Origin of the sequence: Staphylococcus sp. NRL 16/872 (assembly GCF_022815905.2) — a bacterium.
Lineage (GTDB): Bacteria > Bacillota > Bacilli > Staphylococcales > Staphylococcaceae > Staphylococcus.
Genome location: NZ_CP119327.1, coordinates 382694 through 404763, shown reverse-complemented (window position 1 = coordinate 404763; position 22070 = coordinate 382694). Strand labels below are relative to the sequence as shown.

Sequence of the window (22070 nt, the reverse complement as noted above, 5' to 3'; positions counted from 1 at the left end):
ACAAAATATTGCTTTGTTACATATTTGTAATATTTCTTACATTTAATTTCGCATAGGTTTTTTCTATTTTAAACAAAAAAATCAAGAAACTATTCTATAAAATAGTCTCTTGAAGTGATTTGCAATGATAAATCAATAAAGTCAATTCATCATTTTAATAATCTTTAACGCCCCATAATACTTTTTCACATTTACGAATAATGTATTTTAAAATTTCTATACGTGACGTTTTTTTATGATCAGCTGGCACAACTAGCCATGGCGCATAAGATGTATTCGTTTTTTCAATCATATCATGGCTTGCTTCTACATATACATCCCATTTCTCACGATTACGCCAATCTTCATCTGTGATTTTCCATTGTTTGTCTACATTTTGTTCACGATCTTTGAAACGTTTCAATTGTTCTTCCTTATCTAATGTAAGGAAGAATTTTAAAATAATTGCCCCTTCGTCTGTCCACATTTTTTCAAAAGAATTAATTTCATCATATGCGCGTTGCCATTCATTTGTAGTCGCAAAGCCTTCAATTCGTTCAACGAGCACGCGACCATACCAACTGCGATCAAATAATTCAATGTGTCCACTTCGTGGCATATCTTTCGCAAAACGCCATAAGTAATGATGTTTGAGTTCCACATCTGTTGGCGCACTGATTCCATTTACTTTATAACCCGTAGGATCCAGTTTTTCTCTAATACGTTTGATATTGCCACCTTTACCTGCTGCATCCATACCTTCAAACACTAAAATAAGTGGAATCTTTCTCTCATATAAGGCAAATTGAATTTCTCTCATACGTTTTTGTAGTTCATTAATTAAGGTTTTATAGTCATTTTTAGACACTTTGTCTACATCTATATTGAATAAATCCGTTGTAAAGTTAGCCGTAAACTTGCCATCCACTTGCTGTTCTCGTTTTTGGTGTTTGTCAATCGCTTTTTCCAAACGTTCAATAATATGATGATACATTTTTTCAATCGCATTTTGACGTTCCGTATAGTCAATAATCTTCCATTGTTTATCATTTTTAATAAATTGATGCATGTCCTCCAAATATATTTCTGATGACAACACATTACTATATTCTTGCACTTTCCAACGCATTAAAGGGTTCTCTTTAGTTTGTTTAATGTGCTCTTGACGTTTCTCTTCATTAATTTCAATGAAGAATTTAATGATTTCATAATTATCTTTTTTTAACATTTTTTCAAAAGAAGCAATTTGTTCCTTCAAAACCTCATAATTTTTATATCTATTATGTTTAATTTCATTTTCACGATAATCTAAATAATGTGAATACCAACTGCGAAAATAAATATTAATATCACCTTTTGCAGGTAGCGTATTCCAGTATTTTTGTAAAAATTGATATCTTAAATCATCAGGTTGAGGTGATTGCGTTGCAATAAAGCGCGTATATTTCGCGTCAAAGTTTAATAATAATTCATTTGATAAACGCGTTTTACCTGATGCCGAAACCCCTTCAAATAAAATCATGACCGGAATGCCTAATTCATGTGTTTGTCTCGTTAACTCTGCTGTTCTTAGCGCTAATGTTTCGATTTTATTAGCCATATGACATCCATCCTTTTGTTTAATCACTATTTATTTTATTGTAACACTATTTACTCATAAGCTATTTTATAAATTTATTTTTCAAAAAATAAGGAATTAATAATTAGTCCCAGAGACGTGATTATCAATTCCTCTTAAAAAAATTATTTCAAAAATTTACAGTCTTAACCCATAAATTTATAAATATCGTTAGTATATAATTTTAAAACTTTGCGTAATACAATATCTAAAATAAACGCAGTTAATAATGGAACAACGAAGAATCCTAAAACAATTAAAATAATACTCATCATCGCTGAATCTACATGTAAAAATTTAAATGCACTAATTGGTCCAATCATACCGATGAAACCAAACCCTGCTGATTCTTTTGTACCGGCAATACCGATTAAACTTCCGGCGATACCTGAAACGGCTGCCGTAATTAAAATAGGTAACATAATAATTGGATATTTGACCATGTTAGGCATCATCATTTTCACTCCACCGAAGAAGATAGATATTGGTACGGCTACACGATTCACTTGGCTTGTACCAATTAGCAATACTGCTTCAGTAGCTGAAATTCCAATTGAAGCTGATCCAGCAGCTAATCCTGTAATACCAATGGCAATCGCTATAGCTACCGTTGATAATGGTGAAATAATAATGAAGCTAAATACCATTGAAATGAGCATACACATCAATACTGGTTGTAATTCAGTGAAGCTATTGACCATATTTCCGATACCAGTTGTAATCATGTGAACATACGGTAAGATTAACACACCAATGGTTGCGGATAATCCACCCACTACAGTTGGGTAAACAATTAACGCCATACTGCCCACGCGCTTTTCAATTAATAAGATTAATAACACTGCAATCGCAGCAGTAATCATCGTATTGATTAAGTCACCGATACCTGCGATAATCCAAGCGCCATTCTTAAATTGAGCAGCGCCACTTCCCACATATGATGCACATGCTACAACAGCGATAGCAAGTGGTGTCATTTCAAATTTCAAAGCAATAAGTGCTCCAATTAACGCTGGCACCGTAAATTGCATGGCTTGCACGACATGAAGAAAAGTCGCAAATACCGGGTGATGATGCATAAGTGCTTTAAAGATTTCACCTAAAATGGCATTAGGCACTAAACCTACAACGATTCCAATCGCTACTCCGGTAAGCACCCTAAACGTAAAATCTTTAACTCCTATATTTTTAAGCTCTGTTGTCATATCGAAACCTCCTATGATGTTGATACACGCTTAAATTAGTATTAATTGATTGCCAAGATTACTTTATTTATTAGCTTTCTTAGACAAATAAGTGATGATGCATCTTACTATAACATAATATCTAAATTTTCAGAATATTTATTTAATAATTTTCATTAAATAGTACAATTTAATCACAAAAAACGCATTTCTACTATTATAATAGTAAAAATGCGTCAACATTATTTCCCAGACTATTTTTCCCCTTATCTAGTCTCTAATCGCCTGGTCTTTAGAACGTTCATCTAAATCAATGCCTTCTTTACGTTTCTCTTTTTTATAACGTAAGAACATTAAGCATAATAATGCTAACCATGCCGGCGCGACTAACACACCAATTCTGATATCTTTATCTAGTGCAAGGACGATAAAAATAAAGACGAAGAACGTTAGAATAAGATATGCACTTACTTTACCACCTGGTAATCTAAATTTACTTTGTGCGTGTAATTCTGGTTTATTTTTCAAGAAACCGAGATAAGCAATCATAATAATTGTCCAAATGATGATGTTAAGCACGGTAGAAACTGTTGTGATATAAACGAATACTTCAGTGGCATTTGGAATAACGTAGTTTAATACTACGGCGATAAGTAATAAGCCACATGTGATTAAAATTGAGTAATATGGTACGCCGTGTTTATTAGTTTTTTGTAAAAATGGTGGTGCCTGTTTACGTGCCGCTAAACCATACATTGTTCTACTGTCTGCAAAGATACCACTATTACATGCAGATGCTGCAGCGGTTAATACAACAAAGTTAATCACGCCAGCCGCAAATGGAATCCCTACTAAGCCAAACAATGTTACATATGGGCTGTCAGCAGGATTTAATTTATCCCAAGGTACTACTGACATTACGACCGCCAATGAACCTACATAAAAGATAAGAATTCTGTAAGGTACATTATTAATTGCTTGTGGAATGGTTTTATGAGGATTTTTTGTTTCACCAGCCGTAATGCCAATTAACTCAATTCCTATGAATGAAAAGATAGCCATTTGGAATGAGAGCAAGAATCCTGTCGCACCATGTGGGAAGAAACCACCATGACTCCAAATATTAGATAACTTCGCTGTACCACTTGTGGTATGTGTACCCATGATAATCATGACAATCCCTACTACGATTAATGCGATAATTGTCGTTACTTTAATCAATGCGAACCAAAACTCCAATTCCCCAAATATTTTAGCGCTCATTAAATTTAAAGCCATCAATACTAATACTGTAAATAAAGCCGTTAACCAACTTGGAATAGTCGGCCACCAGAAATTCACATACTTCGCAACTGCTGTTACCTCTGCCATACCTGCTACGATCCATGTAAACCAGTACGTCCACCCCACAATAAATCCTGCTAACGGTCCGATGTACGTATGCGCAATATCAGCAAATGATTTAAATCCTAAATTCGAAAGAAGCATCTCTCCCATTGCTCTCATGAATAAGAATAATACTAAACCTACAATAATATAGGTTAATAAAATCGATGGTCCAGCTAAGTGAATCGATTGACCTGCCCCTAAAAATAACCCTGTCCCTATTGCACCGCCGATTGCAATTAATTGAATATGCCTATTAGACAATCCTCTTTGTAGTTTATCTTCCATAGTCTTCTTCTCCATCCTATGGAGTAAGCTATTCAGTTTGATAAATTCTAGATGTACAGTTAAACAACATACCCCTTTGTTTTTTAAAATGCTGAGTAACAAGTAACTTTTTGAATATTTATACTTCTTTGTTAAATAATATACTTTAATTTATCTGAAAAATCAAAGTATTTTTAAAACTTTTATATTTTTTTGTTAAATCTTACTTTTTGACAACCTCTACTATTCGAATGATAATTTAATGTAAGCTTAATTTTCAAAGAAGGAGGTGTCATAGATGTCTACTACAAAAGTCGATCCACGTATCATTAGAACGAAAAAGTTACTTGTAGAAGCCTTTCAAGAAGTGTCGCGTGAAAAAGATATGGCTCAAATCACGGTGAAAGACATTACCGAACGTGCCACCGTCAATCGTGCTACCTTCTACGCACATTTCACAGATAAATACGATATCTTGGATTACACGCTTTCGGTCACTATACTGAAAGATTTGAATGACACCTTAACTATTTCAGAAATGATTAACGAAGCCGTCATTTCCGAAGTCTTTATTGCGATTGCGCATTACATGTCAGAAGTTCAGGAGTCGTGCAAGAAGAATAGCGAAACATTTTGTAATCAAGCTCATAAACGTATCAACAATGAATTAGAAGATATTTTCACTATCATGCTTCGTAACAGCTATCCCGACCAAGACATCGACATCTTAGTTAACAGCGCGAGCTTTCTCGCAGCCGGTATATGTGGTCTCGGTAGACATTGGCTCGACACTAGTACACTCACTGCCGAAGCATTTATCGAGAAGAACCTACCATTCCTTATACATCATATTACGCACCTTTAGGATCAAAGCGCTCTAGCTTCGATCTTTATTTTTTGAAAAGGCACATCCAAACTATCCAACATAAATGATTAACTGTTGTCTAAACAACACATTGCATAAGCATGTAAGTTGCACTTAAATATAAACGGGAGTATAGTACATCTATACAACACATGTTAGTTAAATAATAAGTGTTGTTTAATATTAATGGTTAGGAGGGAATGCGATGTCGGAGATAGATGAACATGAGGGTTTTAAGCGCACATTTCAGAATCATAAATTAACTTTAGGTTTATCCATACCATTTGATAATAAACAAGAGAATCACATTGATTTTCAAGAGCAAGTTGTCTTAGCGCAACAAGCAGAACGTCTAGGATTTACTAGTCTATCTGTAAGAGATAATCCACTTTATAGTCCACATTTAGGTCAAGTCTCTACTAACTATGACCCATTTGTATTTCTAACTTATTTAAGTGCGTTTACCTCAAAGATTGCACTCAGTACTGGAAGTATTGTAGCCACTTTACGTCATCCTATTCATCTGGCCAAATCAGCAGCTTCCCTTGATTTACTTTCTAATCAACGTTTATTACTTGGTATGGCCACAGGAGATCGTCCTTTTGAATTCCCAGCTTTTAAAGTAAATGAAGAAGATTTAATCGAACGTTTCCAAACGTCGATACATTCTTTACGTCAACTTTGGGCTTCACATTCTCCTAAAATTTCCAATTCACTATTTGAATTATATGAAGATTCTGGTTTACAAGTGTTGCCTAAGCATAAGACGATACCAATGTTTGCGACCGGTTATTCTAAGCAATCGTTGTCATGGATACAAGAACACATGGATGGTTGGCTATTTTATGCCCAGCCTTTTCAAGAACAGAAGAAACTTGTGGAAGCATGGCATCACGGCACTAAACGTTTCAAACCATTTATTAATATATTAATGATAGATTTATCTGAGAATCCGAACGAGACGGTCAAAGTGATTAAAGGTGGATATCGTACAGGACGTAAGAACTTACTACAAATTTTAAAAGCTTACGAAGCAATGAATACAAACCATATTATTTTACGATTTACAAATACTGACCGTAATTTAAAAGAACTTATAGATGAAGTGGGCACGCATATTGTGCCACATTTCCCACCACATACAAATTAGGAGGAACAATAATGAGAGAATTACTAGATAGAATTAATCAATTAGCAAATAAAGAAAAAGTTGAAAGTTTGAGTATTGAAGAAAAACAAGAACAACATCAATTAAGACAAGAATATTTAGGTATGATTAGAGGCCAAGTACTTCATACTTTCTCAACTATGAAAGTTCTAGACCCCCTTGGCCAAGATGTAACACCTGATAAAGTGTATGACTTAAGAGAAGAATACGGTAATATTGAAGAAAAATAAAATATCATTATTAAGACTTAGGCTGTTCTTAAAGTTTTCGACTTTGAGAATAGTCTTTTTGTATATATTTTCTTGTTGAAAAGGTTCTAGCCTGTAGTCTTATAAAGTCGTTCTTAGATAGATATCCACTCACTTAAGTTGAGACGCTTGCCTAGGGGGCTGGGTCGAGCCACGGTCTTGTAAAGTAGTTCTTAGGTAGATATTCACTTGTTTAAGTTGTTACGCTTTCCGGTGGGAAAGGCTCAAGCCTATAGTCTTGAGGCTCTTTCTTTTCCACCAGGAGTCTTCACAACTACACTTCGTAATCTACCTTAGAACTTCTTACGTAAGTGTTTGAACACTTACGTTCATTGATAACCTGCTCCCATACTTTCTCCCCAGCTTGCTTTGTTTGTAGACTTTCTATGCGAAAGTCTTTGTGCTGGGGCCCCGCACTCAACTACGTTCCATTATCCATTTTAGGACTACTTAAATAAGTGCGAAAACATTTAAGTTCTTTTCTATAATTGATATGAATCTATATAAAGGTAAATTAACGTGATCAAGATAATTTCTTTTATTAAAAATACCCCCCAATATTAGATCTCATTCTAACTTTGGGGGGCATATAAATTGATGTACTTTATAAAATTTATTTAACTAACACGCTAAGAAATTATATTTATGGCCATCTGGATCTGCAAAAGTTGCACCGTAATATCCTTGGTATACGCCGGGTTCATCTATCACTTTGCCACCTGACTCTACAACTTTTTCAATTAGGACATCTACTTCATCATTTGTTTTAACTCCTAATGAAATGATCACTTCATTAGGTTGTGAAACTACCGTGTCATGGGTCACTTTTTCAAAATGATTATTCTCAATTAAGATAATAATCGTTTGGCCTATTTGAATTCCTACCATTTTATCTAACATGTCTGGATTTTTATTTATTTCAAATCCTAAATTCTTATAAAATTGTTCGCTACGCTCTAAATCTTCGACGTGCAAATTAAACCACATTGATTGAATCATATGCATTACCTCATTTTCAAAAAATTAGAAACCTACTTTATTAATCCATTGTTCTAGCGTTAAGCGATTTGGATTGATATCATCCATTTGCTTGAAGTCAACTACGTAACCTTTCTCTTCAAGCCAGCCACGTTCAGCAGTGCCACTTGAGAATGAACCTCTAATTTCAGTAGGTTTACCAGTAACTGTGGCAAATGTTTTTACTACTTCATTTAATGTAAGTTCATCTGAAGCGATTTCGATAGCTTGATAATTAAAACGTTCAGTATTCGCGAAAATGTTAGCAGCAATTCTAGCAATATCGATAGATGAAATCATCGCAAATTTCACATCTCGATTAATAAATTCTGGAATATAAATTTCACCGTCTTCAACTTTTGTAATTCTTAAGAAATTATCCATAAAGAACGATGGTTTAATAATTGTATAATTTATTGAGCTTACTTTAAGTTCATTCTCAATTTCAGCAAGTGCTTCAAAGTGAGGGCCTGTACGATCACGGTTCACGCCACCTGCTGTACTGTAAACCATGTATTCCACACCTTGTTGTTCTGCTGTATGAATAATCATTTTACCTTGACGTAATTCCTCTTCTACATTATCCACTATGATAGGTTGAACACTATAAACACCGTATTGACCATCCATTGCTTGTGTTAGACTCTCTTCATTACTTAAGTCACCTTCGAAGATTTCTAATTTTTCATTATCAATAGACGTTAATTTGTCATTATTTTTATTTCGTGTAAAAGCACGTACTTTCCATCCATCTTCTAATAATTCTTTAACTACTGCATTGCCTTGTTTACCTGTAGCACCAATAACTAAAATACTTTTATCCATTACTTCTCTCTCCTATTGTAAAAACCAATAATCTTCTTTTTCACCTTTTAGATACGTATATTCTTTAGGTGTATCACCATTCATTTTTATATCATTATTAATTAAGTCACGGATGTCCCAAACTAAATGAATAAATTTTTGTAATTTATTTCCAAAGAAGCCATTCGGCGCATCCATGTTCAATACCTTTTCCACATCTGCCACAGAAATATTCATCTCTTCAGCAATATTTTCTAAACTTAACGTTGATTCATGAAAATGCGCTTTGAGTTCTTCACTTGTCACACGTCTTTGTTCTTTATTTAATGACATCTTCATCCACTCTTTTCTAAAAATTTTTCAATGTCCAAAACTTAAATATTTGAAATATAAATTAACACGCTTTATAATAAACGGAGCATTATCCGTTTGTCAATAATATGAATTTTAAAGAGGTGATATGATGCGCAAAGATGCATTAAAAAATCGGCAACGTATTGAAGATAAAGCGATTGAATTGTTTCGTGATGAAGGCGTAGATAATGTAAGTATGAATCGATTGTCTAAAGAACTAAATATTGGTATGGGCACTCTTTATCGTCATTTTAAAGATAAAGGAGATTTATGTTACCACATTATTGAACACGACTTTGACGATATTATGAATCAAATGCTTGAAATTAAACAACGCTATACTTCTAAAAGAGATATTATGAGCCATTCACTCGACATATTTTTACAATTTAAAACGGATAATAGTGATTTACTTACTTGTATTGAAGGAAACGATAATGCTGAATTATTCAGAGCAAGTAACTTTTTCAAGAATTTAAATCAATATTATTATGACTTATTTAATGATTACGATAACGAAGCATGGTCTATATTCAAAACAGACATGCTTTTAAAATCTTTAACAACTGCGACATTTGAATACCAAAAAAATGTAAGGAAATTATCAAATGAAACATTTCGTGATAATTTAATTCAACTATATTTACCTAATGAGGTGACAGAATAAATAATGGAAAGAATTACGTTAATTACTGGTGGAAATAAAGGTTTAGGCTTTGAAACTGCGAAAGAATTAAAAGAACAAGGCCATAAAGTTTATATTGGCTCTCGTGATGAAGCACGCGGTCAAAAAGCAGCTGAAGAACTTGGCGTTGACTTTGTACAACTAGATGTTACGGATGAGTCTTCAGTTCAAAATGCTTATAAAACAATTGAAGATAAAGAAGGACGTTTAGACGTTTTAGTGAATAATGCGGGTATCTCTGGTGGTTTCGCTAAACCTACAGATTTAACTGTTGAAGATGTGGAGAAAGTTTATAACACAAACGTTTTTGGAATTGTAAGAATGATGCATACATTTGTTCCGCTTCTTGAAAAGTCAGAACAACCTGTTGTAGTAAACGTAAGTAGTGGTTTAGGTTCATTTGGTATGGTAACTAATCCAGATACGCAAGAATCTAAAGTGAATTCACTCGCTTACTGTTCATCTAAATCTGCAGTGACAATGTTAACATTGCAATACTCTAAAGGCTTACCACACATTCAAATCAACGCTGCAGACCCAGGTTCAACAAATACAGATTTAGTTGGTGATTTCAGCAATAACTCTAAACCAGCATCTGAAGGTGTTATCCCAATTGTGAAACTTGCAACGATTGATAAAGATGGTCCAACTGGTACATTCATCGATGGTAACGGCACAATGCCTTGGTAATTTAACCTTTATGAATAATTAATATTTAGGAGGCTTTTCAAATGAAAAGTATTAACTTTGAAGAACACTATGTTGTAGATGAAATTCAAAAAGAAACAATGAAATATATGTCATCTGATCCTAAAGGTGTACCTATGAAAACGATGCTTGATGGCTTAGAGCAAAAATCAGGTTTCACGGATGCAGATGAAATTACTCATCATGATAAACGTATTAAATTTATGGATGAGCATGATGTTGAAATGCAAGTATTATCTTACGGTAACGGCGCCCCTTCTAACTTAGAAGGCGAACGCGCTATCGAATTATGTAAGAAAGCAAATGATACTTTAGCAGAATACGTGAAAGAACATCCAGACCGTTTCGTAGGTTTCGCTACATTACCTATTAATGAACCTGAAGCAACTGTTGAAGAATTTAAGCGTTGCATTAACGAATTAAACTTCAAAGGCGCATTAATTATGGGCCATCCTAAAAGTGGTTTCTTAGACCAAGACGAATATGATGATTTATTCGCAGCAGCTGAAGAACTTAACGCGCCTATTTATTTACATCCATCTCCAGTACAAAGTGATGTTTACCAAGCATATTATAAAGGAAATTATCCAGATGTAACTGCTACAACATTCGCTTGCTTCGGTTACGGTTGGCATGTTGACGTAGGTATCCACGCTATCCATTTAGTTCTATCTGGAGTATTTGATCGTCATCCAAACTTAAATGTCATTATTGGACATTGGGGTGAATTCGTACCATTCTTCTTAGAACGTATGGACAGTATTTTATTTGCAGATCACCTAGAACATCCAATTAGTTATTATTTCAAAAATAATTTCTACATTACACCAAGTGGTATGTTAACTAAACCACAATTCGATTTAGTAAAAGCAGAAGTTGGCGTAGATAGAATTCTTTACTCAGCAGACTATCCTTACGTGGAACCAGAAGAATTAGGCACATTCCTAAGCGAATTAGGTTTAACTGAAGAAGAACAAGACAAAATCAGCTACAAAAACGGCGCAAAACTATTAGGCCTAGATAAATAAAGAAGTATAGTTGAGTGACGCCTGAGGGATGAGTTATTGATGAACGTAAGTGTTCACACACTTACGTAAGTAGTTCTAAGAAGAATAACGAATGACGTTGCGCGACTCTTGGCGGAAAAGAAAGAGCTTAAGACTACAGGCTTAAGCCTTTCCCGCAAGAAAGCGTCGCAACAAAATGAGTAACCTTCATCTAAGAACTGCTTTAGAAGACCTTAGAAATTCCCACAAATTTATTTGTGAGGAATTTCTGGCTGAAACTGTACCCTAGGCAAGCATCACAACAGAATGAGTAAATGTTCATCTAAGAATTTCTTTACAACTAAAGTGAGTGACTCTCTATCTTAGAACTATTTAAAAAATATACATTAATCGGAGGTTTTATATATGGAAACTTTAGAATTAAAAGGTGCTAAATTACGTTATCACAAAGTAGGCAATGGACCTGTATTAATCTGCATCCCTGGTGCTAATGGCACAGGCGACATCTACATGCCACTTGCACAACAATTAAAAGACAAATTCACAGTCGTAGCTGTAGACCGTCGTGGCTATGGTCAAAGCGAATTAACAGAACCCCTACCAGACGAAGTATCAAACCCAGACAGCCGCTACCGTGTGAAACGCGATGCTCAAGACATCGCAGAATTAGCAAATCACTTAAGCGACGAACCTGTGTATGTATTAGGTTCAAGTTCAGGTGCTATCGTAGCAATGCACGTATTAAAAGAACACTCTGACATTGTTAAACGCATTGCTTTCCATGAACCACCAATCAACACATTCTTACCAAATGCTAAATATTGGCAAGATAAAAACGCTGAAATCATTGATATTGCTGTTAACGAAGGCATGCCGCAAGCAATGAAATTATTCGGCGAAACATTAAACACTAGTCAACTTGACCGACAATATATGTCTAAACCAGCGCAAGCTGAAGACGACGCTGAAAGTAAAAAACGCTTTGAAGAAATGTTAGGTTGGTTCAAATATGAAATCCGTCAATATACTGAATCAGATATTTCTATCGACGACTTAAACAAACATAAAGATATCATTACTTTATTAAATGGTACCGCTTCTAGAGATTCATTCCCTCAAGAAGTTAACTTCTACATTTCTGAACAAACTGGTATCAAAATTATTGATATTCCTGGTGGCCACCTTGGTTATGTTCAAGAGCCAGAAGGTTTCGCAAATGTAGTACTTGAAATGTGGGGTTAATCAATATAAAGGAGTGTTCGGACTGTGCTTTTCACAAGAAATAAGCCGTATACGAATGAAACGTTATTAGCGAAAGAAGATATTCTCGAACTAATTCAATTTGAGCGTTTCTGTCGTGATAATTCACTATGGGATAGCATGGAGTCATGCTTCGCTGAAGATTCTTACGTGAATATTTCATGGTTTAAAGGAACGGGTCATGAATTCGTTGTTTCTTCAGAAGAGATGAATCGTTACGCGCCACATCAAATTCACAATTCACAAATTTGGATTAACGACACACGTGCGGTAGCGATTATGCAAGCAACCATTCAAACACGTTTAACGATTCAGAATGTGGAGATGGAACTTCAATCTGATGCCAAATTAGTTTATTGCGTTGAAAAAGATGACCAAGGCGTTTGGTACATTACGCGTCTTGAATGTATTTATGAAAAAGATAGCTTAACACCGGTCAAACCAACGACAATTAATTTACCGAAAAAAGATTTTGAAGGCTATCGACAAAGTTATGCATGCTTGTCTTATGCTTTAAATGAAATTGGTTATGACGTAAACAGTGAACTTCAAGGGATCGATCGCCCAGATGAGGTCAACGCATATTATGAAGAAATCGACAGTTGGTTAACTTTTAAAGAAAAGGAAGCGTAAATAGATATGAAGAAAATTGATTTACACGCGCATTATATTTCTCCGGGATTCTCAAAATTCCTAGATAAATATTTCAATGGTAAAGGCGACGGCGTAGCGACGCCTGCTTTCTCTCCTGAGGGATATTTAGATTTAATGAATCGTATGGAAATTGAATACGGCGTACTCTCTATTTCAAGCCCTCACATCAGTGCTGCCCCTGATAATGAGATGGTTGAATTAGCGAAAGAAGTAAATGACTATGCATCTTCTTTCACTCATAAATATCCTGAGCAATTAGGATTCTTTGCGACGTTGCCATTACCGTTAGTGGATGAAAGTATCGCTACTATTGATGAGGCATTGGATCAACAAGGTGCATTAGGCTTCACTTTACCTACTAACGCACGCGGTGTCTATATCGGCGATGACCGTTTAGACAGTGTGTTAGCTAAGTTGAATGAACGTCATGCACTCGTTGCGTTGCACCCTAATGAACCGAAACCAAATATTGAGGCGATGAGTGAAGTCGTTCCTGCACCATTAATGGAATTCATCTTTGATACAACACGTACCATCATTTATATGAGTCAAAACAACGTGTTCAGTAAGTATCCAAACATTAAATGGATTGTGCCTCATTGTGGTGCGTTATTACCAGTGATTGCGCAACGTGTCGCTATGGGTAATAAGATGTTTGGTAGCGAACGTCAACCTGATGATTTAGAACAAGTGATGAAAGAGCTTTATTTCGATTTAGCTGGAAAAGTATTACCATATCAATTGCCAAATCTCGCGCAATGTGTAGATATGGATAAAATCGTCTATGGTTCAGATGCACCATACACAACAGATCAAGTGGTTACAATGTTAGCGGATGAACTTGAATCAACAGAGTTAATCTCACGTCATGAACTTGAAAAATTGTTATATGATAATAGTAAACAGTTGATTAAAACAGTTACAGATGCCGAAGATGGAAAATAAAAAAATTAAGGAGGCACAGGTACATTGATACCTATGCCTCCTTAATTTTATGTCTTTATGCTAATATTTCGTCCATTGAGCGGTTAACACTATTTGCATACATATTGCCAAATTTAAGTAAGTGCACCATAAATAAATATAACCTATAAAATTCTAAACGTTTACGTGCACCTTTTCCAGAAGGATAATGTTTCTCATATTCATCATAAAATTCTTGCGTAAATCCACCAAACACAGTGGTAATGCCTAAATCAAACTCTCTATCGCCGTAAAATGGCGCTGGGTCGAATAATGCAGGACGCCCATCCTTAAGGAACATATAATTACCGCCCCATAAATCACCATGTAATAACGATGGCTTACTATTATGTGCCTCCAATTCATTAACCATCACCGTACGCACTTGTTCGTATACTTTATTATCTTCTTCGTTCCATAAACCTTTGCGCATCAATTCATCTCTTAAGTGATCCATGCGACGTTCCACAAAGATTTCAATCCATGAATCGGACCATGAATTATCGAATGAAATGTCCCCACCTTCATGTGGTAAATCAAATCCAAATTGTCCTTCAGGCTGTTGTTGACTATGCATCTTAGCTACAAGTTGGCCTAACTCACGTTGACTTCCACTCGTTCCTTCATCTAAATAGCTTAAGATTAGGTATGCATCCCCGTTAATTTCGCCATTCGCAATAACACGTGGCGCTGTTACATCCGCTTCTTCAAACGCATTAAGTCCCGCAATTTCTGCTGCATAGAAAGACTTATCGCGATTGCGTTGGACTAATAAGAAATACGGTTCATCTTGCGTCGTTACCTTAAACGCTTCGTTCACATCCCCACCACTCACTGATGTAATGTCTTGTATATGGTCTAACGGTAATTGGTCTTGCCATTCTTTTTTCATGACGTCAGCCTCCTTTAATTTTGTATCAGTATTTAATTATTATATTTCCTGAAAATGCCTCAGCTAATCTTTCACGAAAATCTCTTTATTTAAATATGTAAATTAAGATAAGGCAAATTTTCAAACACTAAAGAATTTAACTATGCAATTACAGTTGAAAATGCTAGTCTAATATAAGAATGTTTTCAATGATATTAAATGAGGATAGTAAGCCTCAAATACAATGAAATAGGAGCATTTATTATGTACAAATTAATTAAACCACTTTTATTCAAATTTGACCCTGAAAAAGCACACGGCATGACTATCGACGCTTTGAAGTTTGCCCAAAAACAACCTTTCTTATTACCAATCATCCACAAATTATTCACTTACGATAACCCATCACTGTCTCAAACAATTAAAGGTATTACATTTAATAACCCTGTTGGCTTAGCTGCAGGATTCGATAAATCATGTGAAGTACCTAAAGCTCTTCAACATGCTGGCTTCGGTGCCTTAGAGTTAGGTGGTATTACACCTAAACCTCAAGATGGTAATCCAAAACCACGTATGTATCGTTTAATCGAAGATAACGCTTTAATTAATCGCATGGGCTTCAACAATATGGGTATGAATAGAGCATTATGGAACCTACGTCGTCATGCATACAATATTCCAGTCGGCTTAAATGTAGGTGTAAATAAAACAACACCTTATAACGAACGCTATCAGGACTACATCAAGGTTATTGATACATTTAAAGCCGATGTTTCGTTCTTCACTGTTAACATTAGTTCTCCAAATACTGAGAATTTACAAAGTTTCCATGATAAAGATGAATTTTCAATGTTATGTAAAGCATTGAAAGATTTTAAAGCTCATACAGAAGTTAATGTTCCTATTTTCTTAAAATTAACTTCCGATTTAGAACTTGATGGTTTTAAAAATATATTACCAGCGATTACTGAAACATTTGATGGTATGATTTTAGCAAATACTACACGTAAACGTGATGGCTTAATATCATCTAATAAAGTGGAAGATGGTGGCCTAAGTGGGAAACCCCTTTTCAAAAGAAACTTAGAGTTAGTGAAATGGGCGTACCAACAAACTAACGGTGAATTCTTGATTATTGGTACAGGTGGTATCTTTAGCGCAGAAGATGCAATTCAAATGATGAGAAATGGTGCATCATTAGTACAAATTTATTCATCTTTAGTAATTGAAGGACCTGGATTAACTAAGAAAATTAATAAAGACATTGCGTCTTATTTAAAACAAAACAACTATAATAACGTAAGTGAGATTATCGGTTTAGACGCCAAATAATCATAAATATACTTTACTTCCTAGCAGAAAGTAATATACTGAAACCAAAGATAAGAAAGTTTATCGGAGGAGTATTGCATGGCTATAGAAGATAAAGAGAAAAATCCATCTAACCAACAATCATCGACAAAAGAAACTGAAACTTCTACACAAAATAATAAACAACATGATGATGACGATAATAGTATTGGCTATAATGGAGAGAAAAAAACTGCTCTCGATCTTGAAATCGAACGTGAATTATTAGAAATGATGGAAAATAAAGATCCAGAACCTGAAAAAGAGAAAAAAGGTTTAAAAATCGCCGGCATCATTTCTACGGGAGTTATAGCAGTTTTAGCAATTATTCGTTTTATCAATCGTACAATATAAAAAACAAAGACTGAAAGAAAACCTTTGTCAATCGAGGAAGCGCAATGCGTAACGACGGGAGTTTACTATGTGTAAATGAGCAAGGCACGCATAAGGTGACGAAGAGTGTAAAGGATTGTCTACAGTCTGAAATAATTATCCCAACTTGATTTAAAATATAAGTTCAAGTTGGGATATTTTTATGGTATTTAAAATTGTTGAAGAAATGCTTTTGCTTCCTGATTAATCGTTTTAAAATCAATACCTTGCGCCATAGCAGCAAAGACACATCCACAATAACATTGTCTAAAGATATGATAATCATTACACATTTCAATCGAACGCTCATAACCTTTATTCTTCTTGAAATCGCTTGGTAAATAACTTACATCATATATATTTTGAACTTCCATACCTAATTCATTAATAAGTTGCGCGTTCTTTTTAGGTGATAATGTTAACGCACTACCAAAATAGTCATACCCATATTTCACTGCTGCTTCCGCCACTAATTCTAGACGCATTTCAAAACAAGCTGTACAGCGTAGTCCCCCTTCTGGCTCATCAGTTAAACCACGAGATTTCGCCATTTTCATAAATTCATGAGGCTTATACTCTGCTTCAATATATTGAACATTCTGTCCTGTTCTTTCATTAAAATCTTTTACAAATTGTTCTTGAACTTTAGCGCGACGTAAATATTCATTTTTAGGATGAATATTAGGATTAGCAAAATAGATTGCTACATCCGCATATTGTGTTAAATACTCTAGTGTATAGGTGCTACACGGTGCGCAACAACTATGAAGTAGAATTTTAGGACGTAATTCTTGACGTTCCCATTGATTAATTAACTTTTTCAGTACTCTGTCATAGTTAATTTTTTGATTCTTCATTTTCGCTATAATCGGATCAGCTTTTAACATAAAAATGCTCCTTAAATATTTTATAAATTAATTATATAATATTTAAGGAGTTTAATATATCAATATTCTTTTTTTATCATTAGTACATAATAGATAAACATTATGCCCCCATACATTAATCCTGAGATGCAGCAAGTCACAAATTGTCTTAGAAAATGAGGCGCCTCATTGAAAATATAAGGGAAGACTACACCAGTTAAAATAAACATTATTATAGCAAAGTAAAACACTAAAAATACACCTTTAATAGCAGTTTTCTTTAGTAAACGCTGATATTCTTTTCGAGAATAGACTTTAGATTCGTCTAAACGATTTCTTCTATTTATATATAATGAAACGATAGTTAATATCGCAAATAAAACTAAAAGACTTACCGTGCCGAAACTTATTGTATTTTTAGTTACATCAACAAGAAAACTTATAAAACTTAAAATCGCAATAACAATATATGTTAATAAAAACATAATGGCTAGATTATGTTCTAATACGCCTTGTTCCCGTTCATCTCTACCAGTAAAATTTTGAGTAAACCAGTTAAATAATTTTTCATTAAATTTATTCATCATGCTCTACCCCTTTTTGTATTCTTTTTTAATTTTGCTTTTTCCAAAAAAATAAGCAAGTAAGCCAAACGCTAAACCAGATAAAATATTTTTGAAGAAAAGCATACCTAATTCAATAGGTTCATGAGAAAAATATAATTGAATTAAATCAAATAGCATCATAAAACCACCAAATATTATTCCTGCTAGCACACAACTTATCTTATGTTTCTTTAATAATTGTTGATATTCCTCCTTAGAGTACACACGATCTTCATTGAGTTTCTTCTTTTTAATGCCAATCATTAAAGATATATTAGCCACAAAGAACAGTACAAATATTCCAATAGTAGGAATATTAATACGCTGCACTACAAAATCATTAATTAAACTAATGGCTGCTAATATTAATAATCCAAAATAAGTAATTAAAAAAGCAGTAGTAAACTGTGCATAAATTTCTTGTTTTTCTCTCTCGTCTCGTTCACTTGTAGTTCCAATTACTCGATTAATCATCTTATCTCGAAAATTAGCCACTATTAATCACCTCTTAATTACTAATAGCTTCTTTATGTCAAATATAAACGACATCTACATATATGTCAAATATAAACGACACACCAAACTATAATTTTCTAATTTTAGAGTGTTATGGTTCAATAAATGTAATAAAAAAGCACCTAGACTATTTTGAAGGTAAGACTAGGTGTAAAATTAGGAACATATTACTGACTTAAACCAAAGCCAATATGTATCTCCAATATCTACTATTGGGCTAACGTTTTCTTAACGGCAATTAAGAAAACGTTGATTTTTATATTCATTTATTAATTTCTCTTTGTATAATAGTCGCCGGACCATGATTAACAATGTCATAAAAGTAATTAATTAAATCTTCTTTAGGTATACGTTGATTGTCTTCTACCCAATGTCTTAAAAAGGATAATCCTGCCCCTGAAACATAGCTCATAAAATATGAAAATGGTATACCGCTTATTTCTCCCTTCATGCTTGTAAAGCTATTTAAATAATTATTTAGCAAGCTATATAATTTTTCATGTAAAGTAGAGTCTTTACCTACTTTAAACATTAATTGATAAAATTCGATATTCTCTTCAATATGAGAGATTAGAAATTCCATTATTTCTCGTAAATCATCAGTAGTAAATTTGCCTCCACTGTTTTGTTTACTTTCTTCAATAAACACTCTAACTTTTTCCACTTGTTCGTCTTCCATTTTTTCTAATAAATCATATTTATCTAAGTAATGCGTATAGAATGTACCACGATTGATATCAGCTAAATCAGTGATTTGTTGTACTGTTATTTCATTAAAATTATGTTGATTAAGTAATTCAAGAAATGCATATTTAATCGCATTTTGTGATTTTCTAACTCTACGATCTTGAACCATAGTTTAGACCTCTCTTTATACGGTATGTTCTTATACAATTATATCGATTTTGTTGGTTTTCGTACAACGTACAGTAATTTCTCATATCAATATACTTACAATAAAAATTAATTACACTACATTTACACTTTCAACTAAGTTATAAAAATCATTTGTTAAAGGTAACGAAATTATTAAAGGTAATAGCACACCATTACCTAAGATGAAAACACGTTACGAACACGAAGATACTGTAAACAAAGGTAACCACCTAGTTTATACTGGTGGCGATTATGACTCACACTTAATCATTCCAGTAAGTGAATAACTATATTGAGCAAGAAAGAAACGTATTAATGCAATACCTTTCTTTATTGCTCATTTTTATAATTTAAATTAAATTTTAATCTTTAATTATTTGACATTTCATCTGCTTTTTTAGCTTCATAGTCACCAATTTCTTTTTCATCAAAATTTAAAGAAATATCAATGATGCCATCAATATTAGCATGTTTAAACTCATCATTGAGACTTACCACATTAGACTTAAACGTCTTTTTATTATCCATTTTTCCTATTGCATATATCTTCACATTTTCTTCTCTAGTGTAAGGACTGTATACTCTAAGACTATCAGCATAGTTACCAACTTTTTTATCATTAACATAAATGTCAGTGTCTTTATTTTCTATAAATAAAGCACCAGATGTATGCGCAATGGTAAACCATCTCTCCTTAAATTTTTCAGTAGCCACTGGAGTCTGGTGCATCATCTCAAGATCTAACTTTCCTTTATGCACACGCTCACCTATTTTCTTACTAGCACTAAGAGAATAGTCTCCTATTGTAAATTTTCCGAGATAGACATCTTCTTGTTTCTTTAATTGAACTTCTCGTTTTTTTCCGTCTAGCGTATAAGTAAGGAGCGCATTATCTGAACCTTTGATCTTAAAATCTTGCTGTGGGATTTCATATGTATACTTATTAAATAGTAAATAGCGTTTTCCTTCTTCTTTTACACTTAATATCAAATCCCCACTAAGATCATGGACAGAAATTTCCTTTTTATTAGTATGATTTGCTTCTTTAATAGCTTTTTGTAATTCATTGCCATTATTATCTAAATTACCTTCAGTTTTCAACAATTTAATATAAGCTCTCAATTCATCATCAGATAATTTCCTACCATTTGTAGTGACAAACTTTGATAAGGTCTTTATATCTTCAGACTTTGCAGCTTTTGCAATTTGTTCTCCTTCTCTATCTGGTGATAATTGATGTTTTACTATAAAGAAAGCACCTACTAATAAAAGAACCAAAGCCACTATTATAATTTTGAAAGGCGTAGGAACTCTTTTCGATGTTCTCGGTTCATTTTGAAAAGGCGGAACCGAACTAGTCTCTGTGACTAGTCGAGTCCCACATTGTGTACACACTCTTTGACCCGGAACAATCTTACTTCCACAGTGTTTACAATATCTCATTAGAACCACTTCCAGAACAATCTATGAGCAAGACCTAAATCATCAAATTGATCGATTAATGCTGATCCACCTAAATGTATCGCCAGCCCTACTACTGCAAAGAAAATAACAATACTATAAAAACTTGGTAAACGTAATGTTTGGTTCACGCTGTTTTTAGTAATTAGGTAGACACAAGATGTAAATAATAAAATAATTGAAAAAACAACTAATATACCGCTCAGTATATACATTTTAAGAAATAAGACAAATAGTCCTAAATATAAAATGAATACGGAAATTGTATTAATAAGCACGAAATCTGATAATAATTTTTTAAATAAAACTGGCTGTACCACAGTTAATCGAATCAAACCAAATGTAACTATAAATAAAAAGCCAGTTGCAAAAGCTACTCCTAGTATTACCCTTAAAATAATTGACGTAACTCCAGTTACGTACGCGCCAAAATTATCCACGATGTATAAATGGATAAACATACCTAAAATTAAAAGACCTACTACTATTAATGAAATTAATAAAGAATAGCTAAATGAATGATTACCTTTAATCGTTGCATCGTGAGAACTAAAAGCTTGTTTAAAGAAATGTTTACTTTCACTAAATATTGATTTCACTTTATTACTAAATTCACCTTGAGCATAACGCTGCTCATAAGATGGATAACTTTTTGCATATTGCGCTCGGTCAAACTCAGTTTGATGAGTACTTTGACCAAAGTTATTAGATTTATCCTCTTTGTTGGTTTCTGAAGAAAAAGTAGATTGTGTTGTTGATGACACTCCCTTTTGTGAATGAGTATGATTATTATCCAAGTTTAATGATTCTGATGTTGAAGGCGTTGATTGTGAAGTTGTAGTTGGTAATTTTGTTCCACATTCTCCGCAAAATAAATCTCCTGGTTGATATGGCTGACCACAATTTGGACATTGCATCTTGATGTACCTCCGAAAAATGAAATTTTTAGTTATTATACCACTAATTCACATTGTGTAATATATTAT

At 33.7% G+C, this 22070-nt stretch carries 24 protein-coding genes and 1 pseudogene; 12 read left to right on the top strand and 13 right to left on the bottom strand.

What is annotated here, in order from left to right:
* Window positions 1–154: 154 nt before the first annotated feature.
* From MT340_RS01900 to MT340_RS01890, 3 genes are all read right to left on the bottom strand, one after another.
* Complete coding sequence (locus MT340_RS01900; protein WP_243603524.1) at window positions 155–1579, bottom strand: phosphate--AMP phosphotransferase; 1425 nt, start codon at window positions 1577–1579, stop codon at window positions 155–157.
* A 164-nt stretch (window positions 1580–1743) separates the two neighbouring features.
* Window positions 1744–2802, bottom strand: a complete 1059-nt coding sequence (locus MT340_RS01895) for a PTS sugar transporter subunit IIC (RefSeq protein ID WP_243588536.1) — start codon at window positions 2800–2802, stop codon at window positions 1744–1746.
* A gap of 249 nt (window positions 2803–3051) precedes the next feature.
* Window positions 3052–4455 carry an amino acid permease gene (locus MT340_RS01890; protein ID WP_243588535.1) on the bottom strand — a complete coding sequence of 468 codons (1404 nt, stop codon included), beginning with the start codon at window positions 4453–4455 and terminating at the stop codon, window positions 3052–3054.
* 277 nt (window positions 4456–4732) lie between these two features.
* Between MT340_RS01890 and MT340_RS01885 the strand changes: the two genes are divergently transcribed.
* From MT340_RS01885 to MT340_RS01875, 3 genes are all read left to right on the top strand, one after another.
* A complete protein-coding gene (locus MT340_RS01885; protein ID WP_243588534.1) occupies window positions 4733–5299 on the top strand; it encodes a TetR/AcrR family transcriptional regulator in 567 nt (188 codons plus the stop codon).
* Between the two features lie 205 nt (window positions 5300–5504).
* Window positions 5505–6449, top strand: coding sequence for an LLM class oxidoreductase (locus tag MT340_RS01880; RefSeq protein ID WP_243588533.1), 945 nt, complete (start codon window positions 5505–5507; stop codon window positions 6447–6449).
* Window positions 6450–6460: 11 nt separating this feature from the next.
* Window positions 6461–6697, top strand: coding sequence for a DUF896 domain-containing protein (locus MT340_RS01875; protein ID WP_243588532.1), 237 nt, complete (start codon window positions 6461–6463; stop codon window positions 6695–6697).
* 639 nt (window positions 6698–7336) lie between these two features.
* Here the strand turns inward: MT340_RS01875 and MT340_RS01870 are convergent.
* Genes MT340_RS01870 through MT340_RS01860 form a run of 3 tightly spaced genes read right to left on the bottom strand, consistent with a single transcriptional unit; the run spans window position 7337 to window position 8869 of the window.
* Complete coding sequence (locus MT340_RS01870; RefSeq protein ID WP_243588531.1) at window positions 7337–7714, bottom strand: VOC family protein; 378 nt, start codon at window positions 7712–7714, stop codon at window positions 7337–7339.
* A gap of 24 nt (window positions 7715–7738) precedes the next feature.
* On the bottom strand, window positions 7739–8557 hold the full coding sequence (locus tag MT340_RS01865; protein ID WP_243588530.1) for an NmrA/HSCARG family protein: 819 nt from the start codon (window positions 8555–8557) through the stop codon (window positions 7739–7741).
* 12 nt (window positions 8558–8569) lie between these two features.
* The gene (locus MT340_RS01860) at window positions 8570–8869 is read right to left on the bottom strand and encodes a DUF2316 family protein (protein ID WP_243588529.1); all 300 of its coding nucleotides are present in this window, start codon (window positions 8867–8869) and stop codon (window positions 8570–8572) included.
* 130 nt (window positions 8870–8999) lie between these two features.
* On the opposite strand from MT340_RS01860, the gene MT340_RS01855 reads away from it, so the two are divergent.
* The 6 genes from MT340_RS01855 to MT340_RS01830 all read left to right on the top strand — a co-directional run bounded on the left by MT340_RS01855 (window position 9000) and on the right by MT340_RS01830 (window position 14149).
* Window positions 9000–9557 (top strand): TetR/AcrR family transcriptional regulator, encoded by a 558-nt coding sequence (locus MT340_RS01855; RefSeq protein WP_243588528.1) that lies wholly within the window; start codon window positions 9000–9002, stop codon window positions 9555–9557.
* A gap of 3 nt (window positions 9558–9560) precedes the next feature.
* Window positions 9561–10265, top strand: coding sequence for an SDR family NAD(P)-dependent oxidoreductase (locus MT340_RS01850; RefSeq protein WP_243588527.1), 705 nt, complete (start codon window positions 9561–9563; stop codon window positions 10263–10265).
* A gap of 41 nt (window positions 10266–10306) precedes the next feature.
* Entirely contained in the window at window positions 10307–11311 is a 1005-nt protein-coding gene (locus tag MT340_RS01845) for an amidohydrolase family protein (RefSeq protein ID WP_243588526.1), read from the top strand.
* A 384-nt stretch (window positions 11312–11695) separates the two neighbouring features.
* Window positions 11696–12532 carry an alpha/beta hydrolase gene (locus MT340_RS01840; protein ID WP_243588525.1) on the top strand — a complete coding sequence of 279 codons (837 nt, stop codon included), beginning with the start codon at window positions 11696–11698 and terminating at the stop codon, window positions 12530–12532.
* 24 nt (window positions 12533–12556) lie between these two features.
* Complete coding sequence (locus MT340_RS01835) at window positions 12557–13183, top strand: nuclear transport factor 2 family protein (protein ID WP_243588524.1); 627 nt, start codon at window positions 12557–12559, stop codon at window positions 13181–13183.
* A 6-nt stretch (window positions 13184–13189) separates the two neighbouring features.
* The gene (locus tag MT340_RS01830) at window positions 13190–14149 is read left to right on the top strand and encodes an amidohydrolase family protein (protein ID WP_243588523.1); all 960 of its coding nucleotides are present in this window, start codon (window positions 13190–13192) and stop codon (window positions 14147–14149) included.
* A gap of 55 nt (window positions 14150–14204) precedes the next feature.
* Here MT340_RS01830 and MT340_RS01825 read toward each other — a convergent pair whose 3' ends face one another.
* Entirely contained in the window at window positions 14205–15059 is an 855-nt protein-coding gene (locus MT340_RS01825; protein ID WP_243588522.1) for a fructosamine kinase family protein, read from the bottom strand.
* 243 nt (window positions 15060–15302) lie between these two features.
* On the opposite strand from MT340_RS01825, the gene MT340_RS01820 reads away from it, so the two are divergent.
* Window positions 15303–16370, top strand: coding sequence for a quinone-dependent dihydroorotate dehydrogenase (locus tag MT340_RS01820; RefSeq protein WP_243603523.1), 1068 nt, complete (start codon window positions 15303–15305; stop codon window positions 16368–16370).
* Window positions 16371–16448: 78 nt separating this feature from the next.
* Window positions 16449–16742 carry a hypothetical protein gene (locus tag MT340_RS01815; protein ID WP_243588520.1) on the top strand — a complete coding sequence of 98 codons (294 nt, stop codon included), beginning with the start codon at window positions 16449–16451 and terminating at the stop codon, window positions 16740–16742.
* Window positions 16743–16930: 188 nt separating this feature from the next.
* Here MT340_RS01815 and MT340_RS01810 read toward each other — a convergent pair whose 3' ends face one another.
* The 4 genes from MT340_RS01810 to MT340_RS01795 form a co-directional block, all read right to left on the bottom strand.
* Window positions 16931–17647: an epoxyqueuosine reductase QueH gene (locus MT340_RS01810; protein ID WP_243588519.1), complete on the bottom strand. Its 717-nt coding sequence runs from the start codon at window positions 17645–17647 to the stop codon at window positions 16931–16933.
* Window positions 17648–17706: 59 nt separating this feature from the next.
* Entirely contained in the window at window positions 17707–18210 is a 504-nt protein-coding gene (locus MT340_RS01805) for a DUF3278 domain-containing protein (RefSeq protein ID WP_243588518.1), read from the bottom strand.
* A gap of 6 nt (window positions 18211–18216) precedes the next feature.
* The gene (locus MT340_RS01800) at window positions 18217–18726 is read right to left on the bottom strand and encodes a hypothetical protein (protein WP_243588517.1); all 510 of its coding nucleotides are present in this window, start codon (window positions 18724–18726) and stop codon (window positions 18217–18219) included.
* 283 nt (window positions 18727–19009) lie between these two features.
* Window positions 19010–19603: a TetR/AcrR family transcriptional regulator gene (locus tag MT340_RS01795; protein WP_243588516.1), complete on the bottom strand. Its 594-nt coding sequence runs from the start codon at window positions 19601–19603 to the stop codon at window positions 19010–19012.
* Between the two features lie 154 nt (window positions 19604–19757).
* Here MT340_RS01795 and MT340_RS01790 point away from each other — a divergent pair.
* Window positions 19758–19910 (top strand): annotated as a pseudogene (locus tag MT340_RS01790) (hypothetical protein); the annotation flags it as partial.
* Window positions 19911–19992: 82 nt separating this feature from the next.
* On the opposite strand, the gene MT340_RS01785 reads toward MT340_RS01790, so the two are convergent.
* Complete coding sequence (locus tag MT340_RS01785) at window positions 19993–21066, bottom strand: TcaA second domain-containing protein (RefSeq protein WP_243603522.1); 1074 nt, start codon at window positions 21064–21066, stop codon at window positions 19993–19995.
* Window positions 21066–22001, bottom strand: coding sequence for a zinc ribbon domain-containing protein (locus tag MT340_RS01780; RefSeq protein ID WP_243588514.1), 936 nt, complete (start codon window positions 21999–22001; stop codon window positions 21066–21068). The genes MT340_RS01785 and MT340_RS01780 overlap by 1 nt, the downstream gene beginning before the upstream one ends.
* Between the last annotated feature and the right edge of the window lie 69 nt (window positions 22002–22070).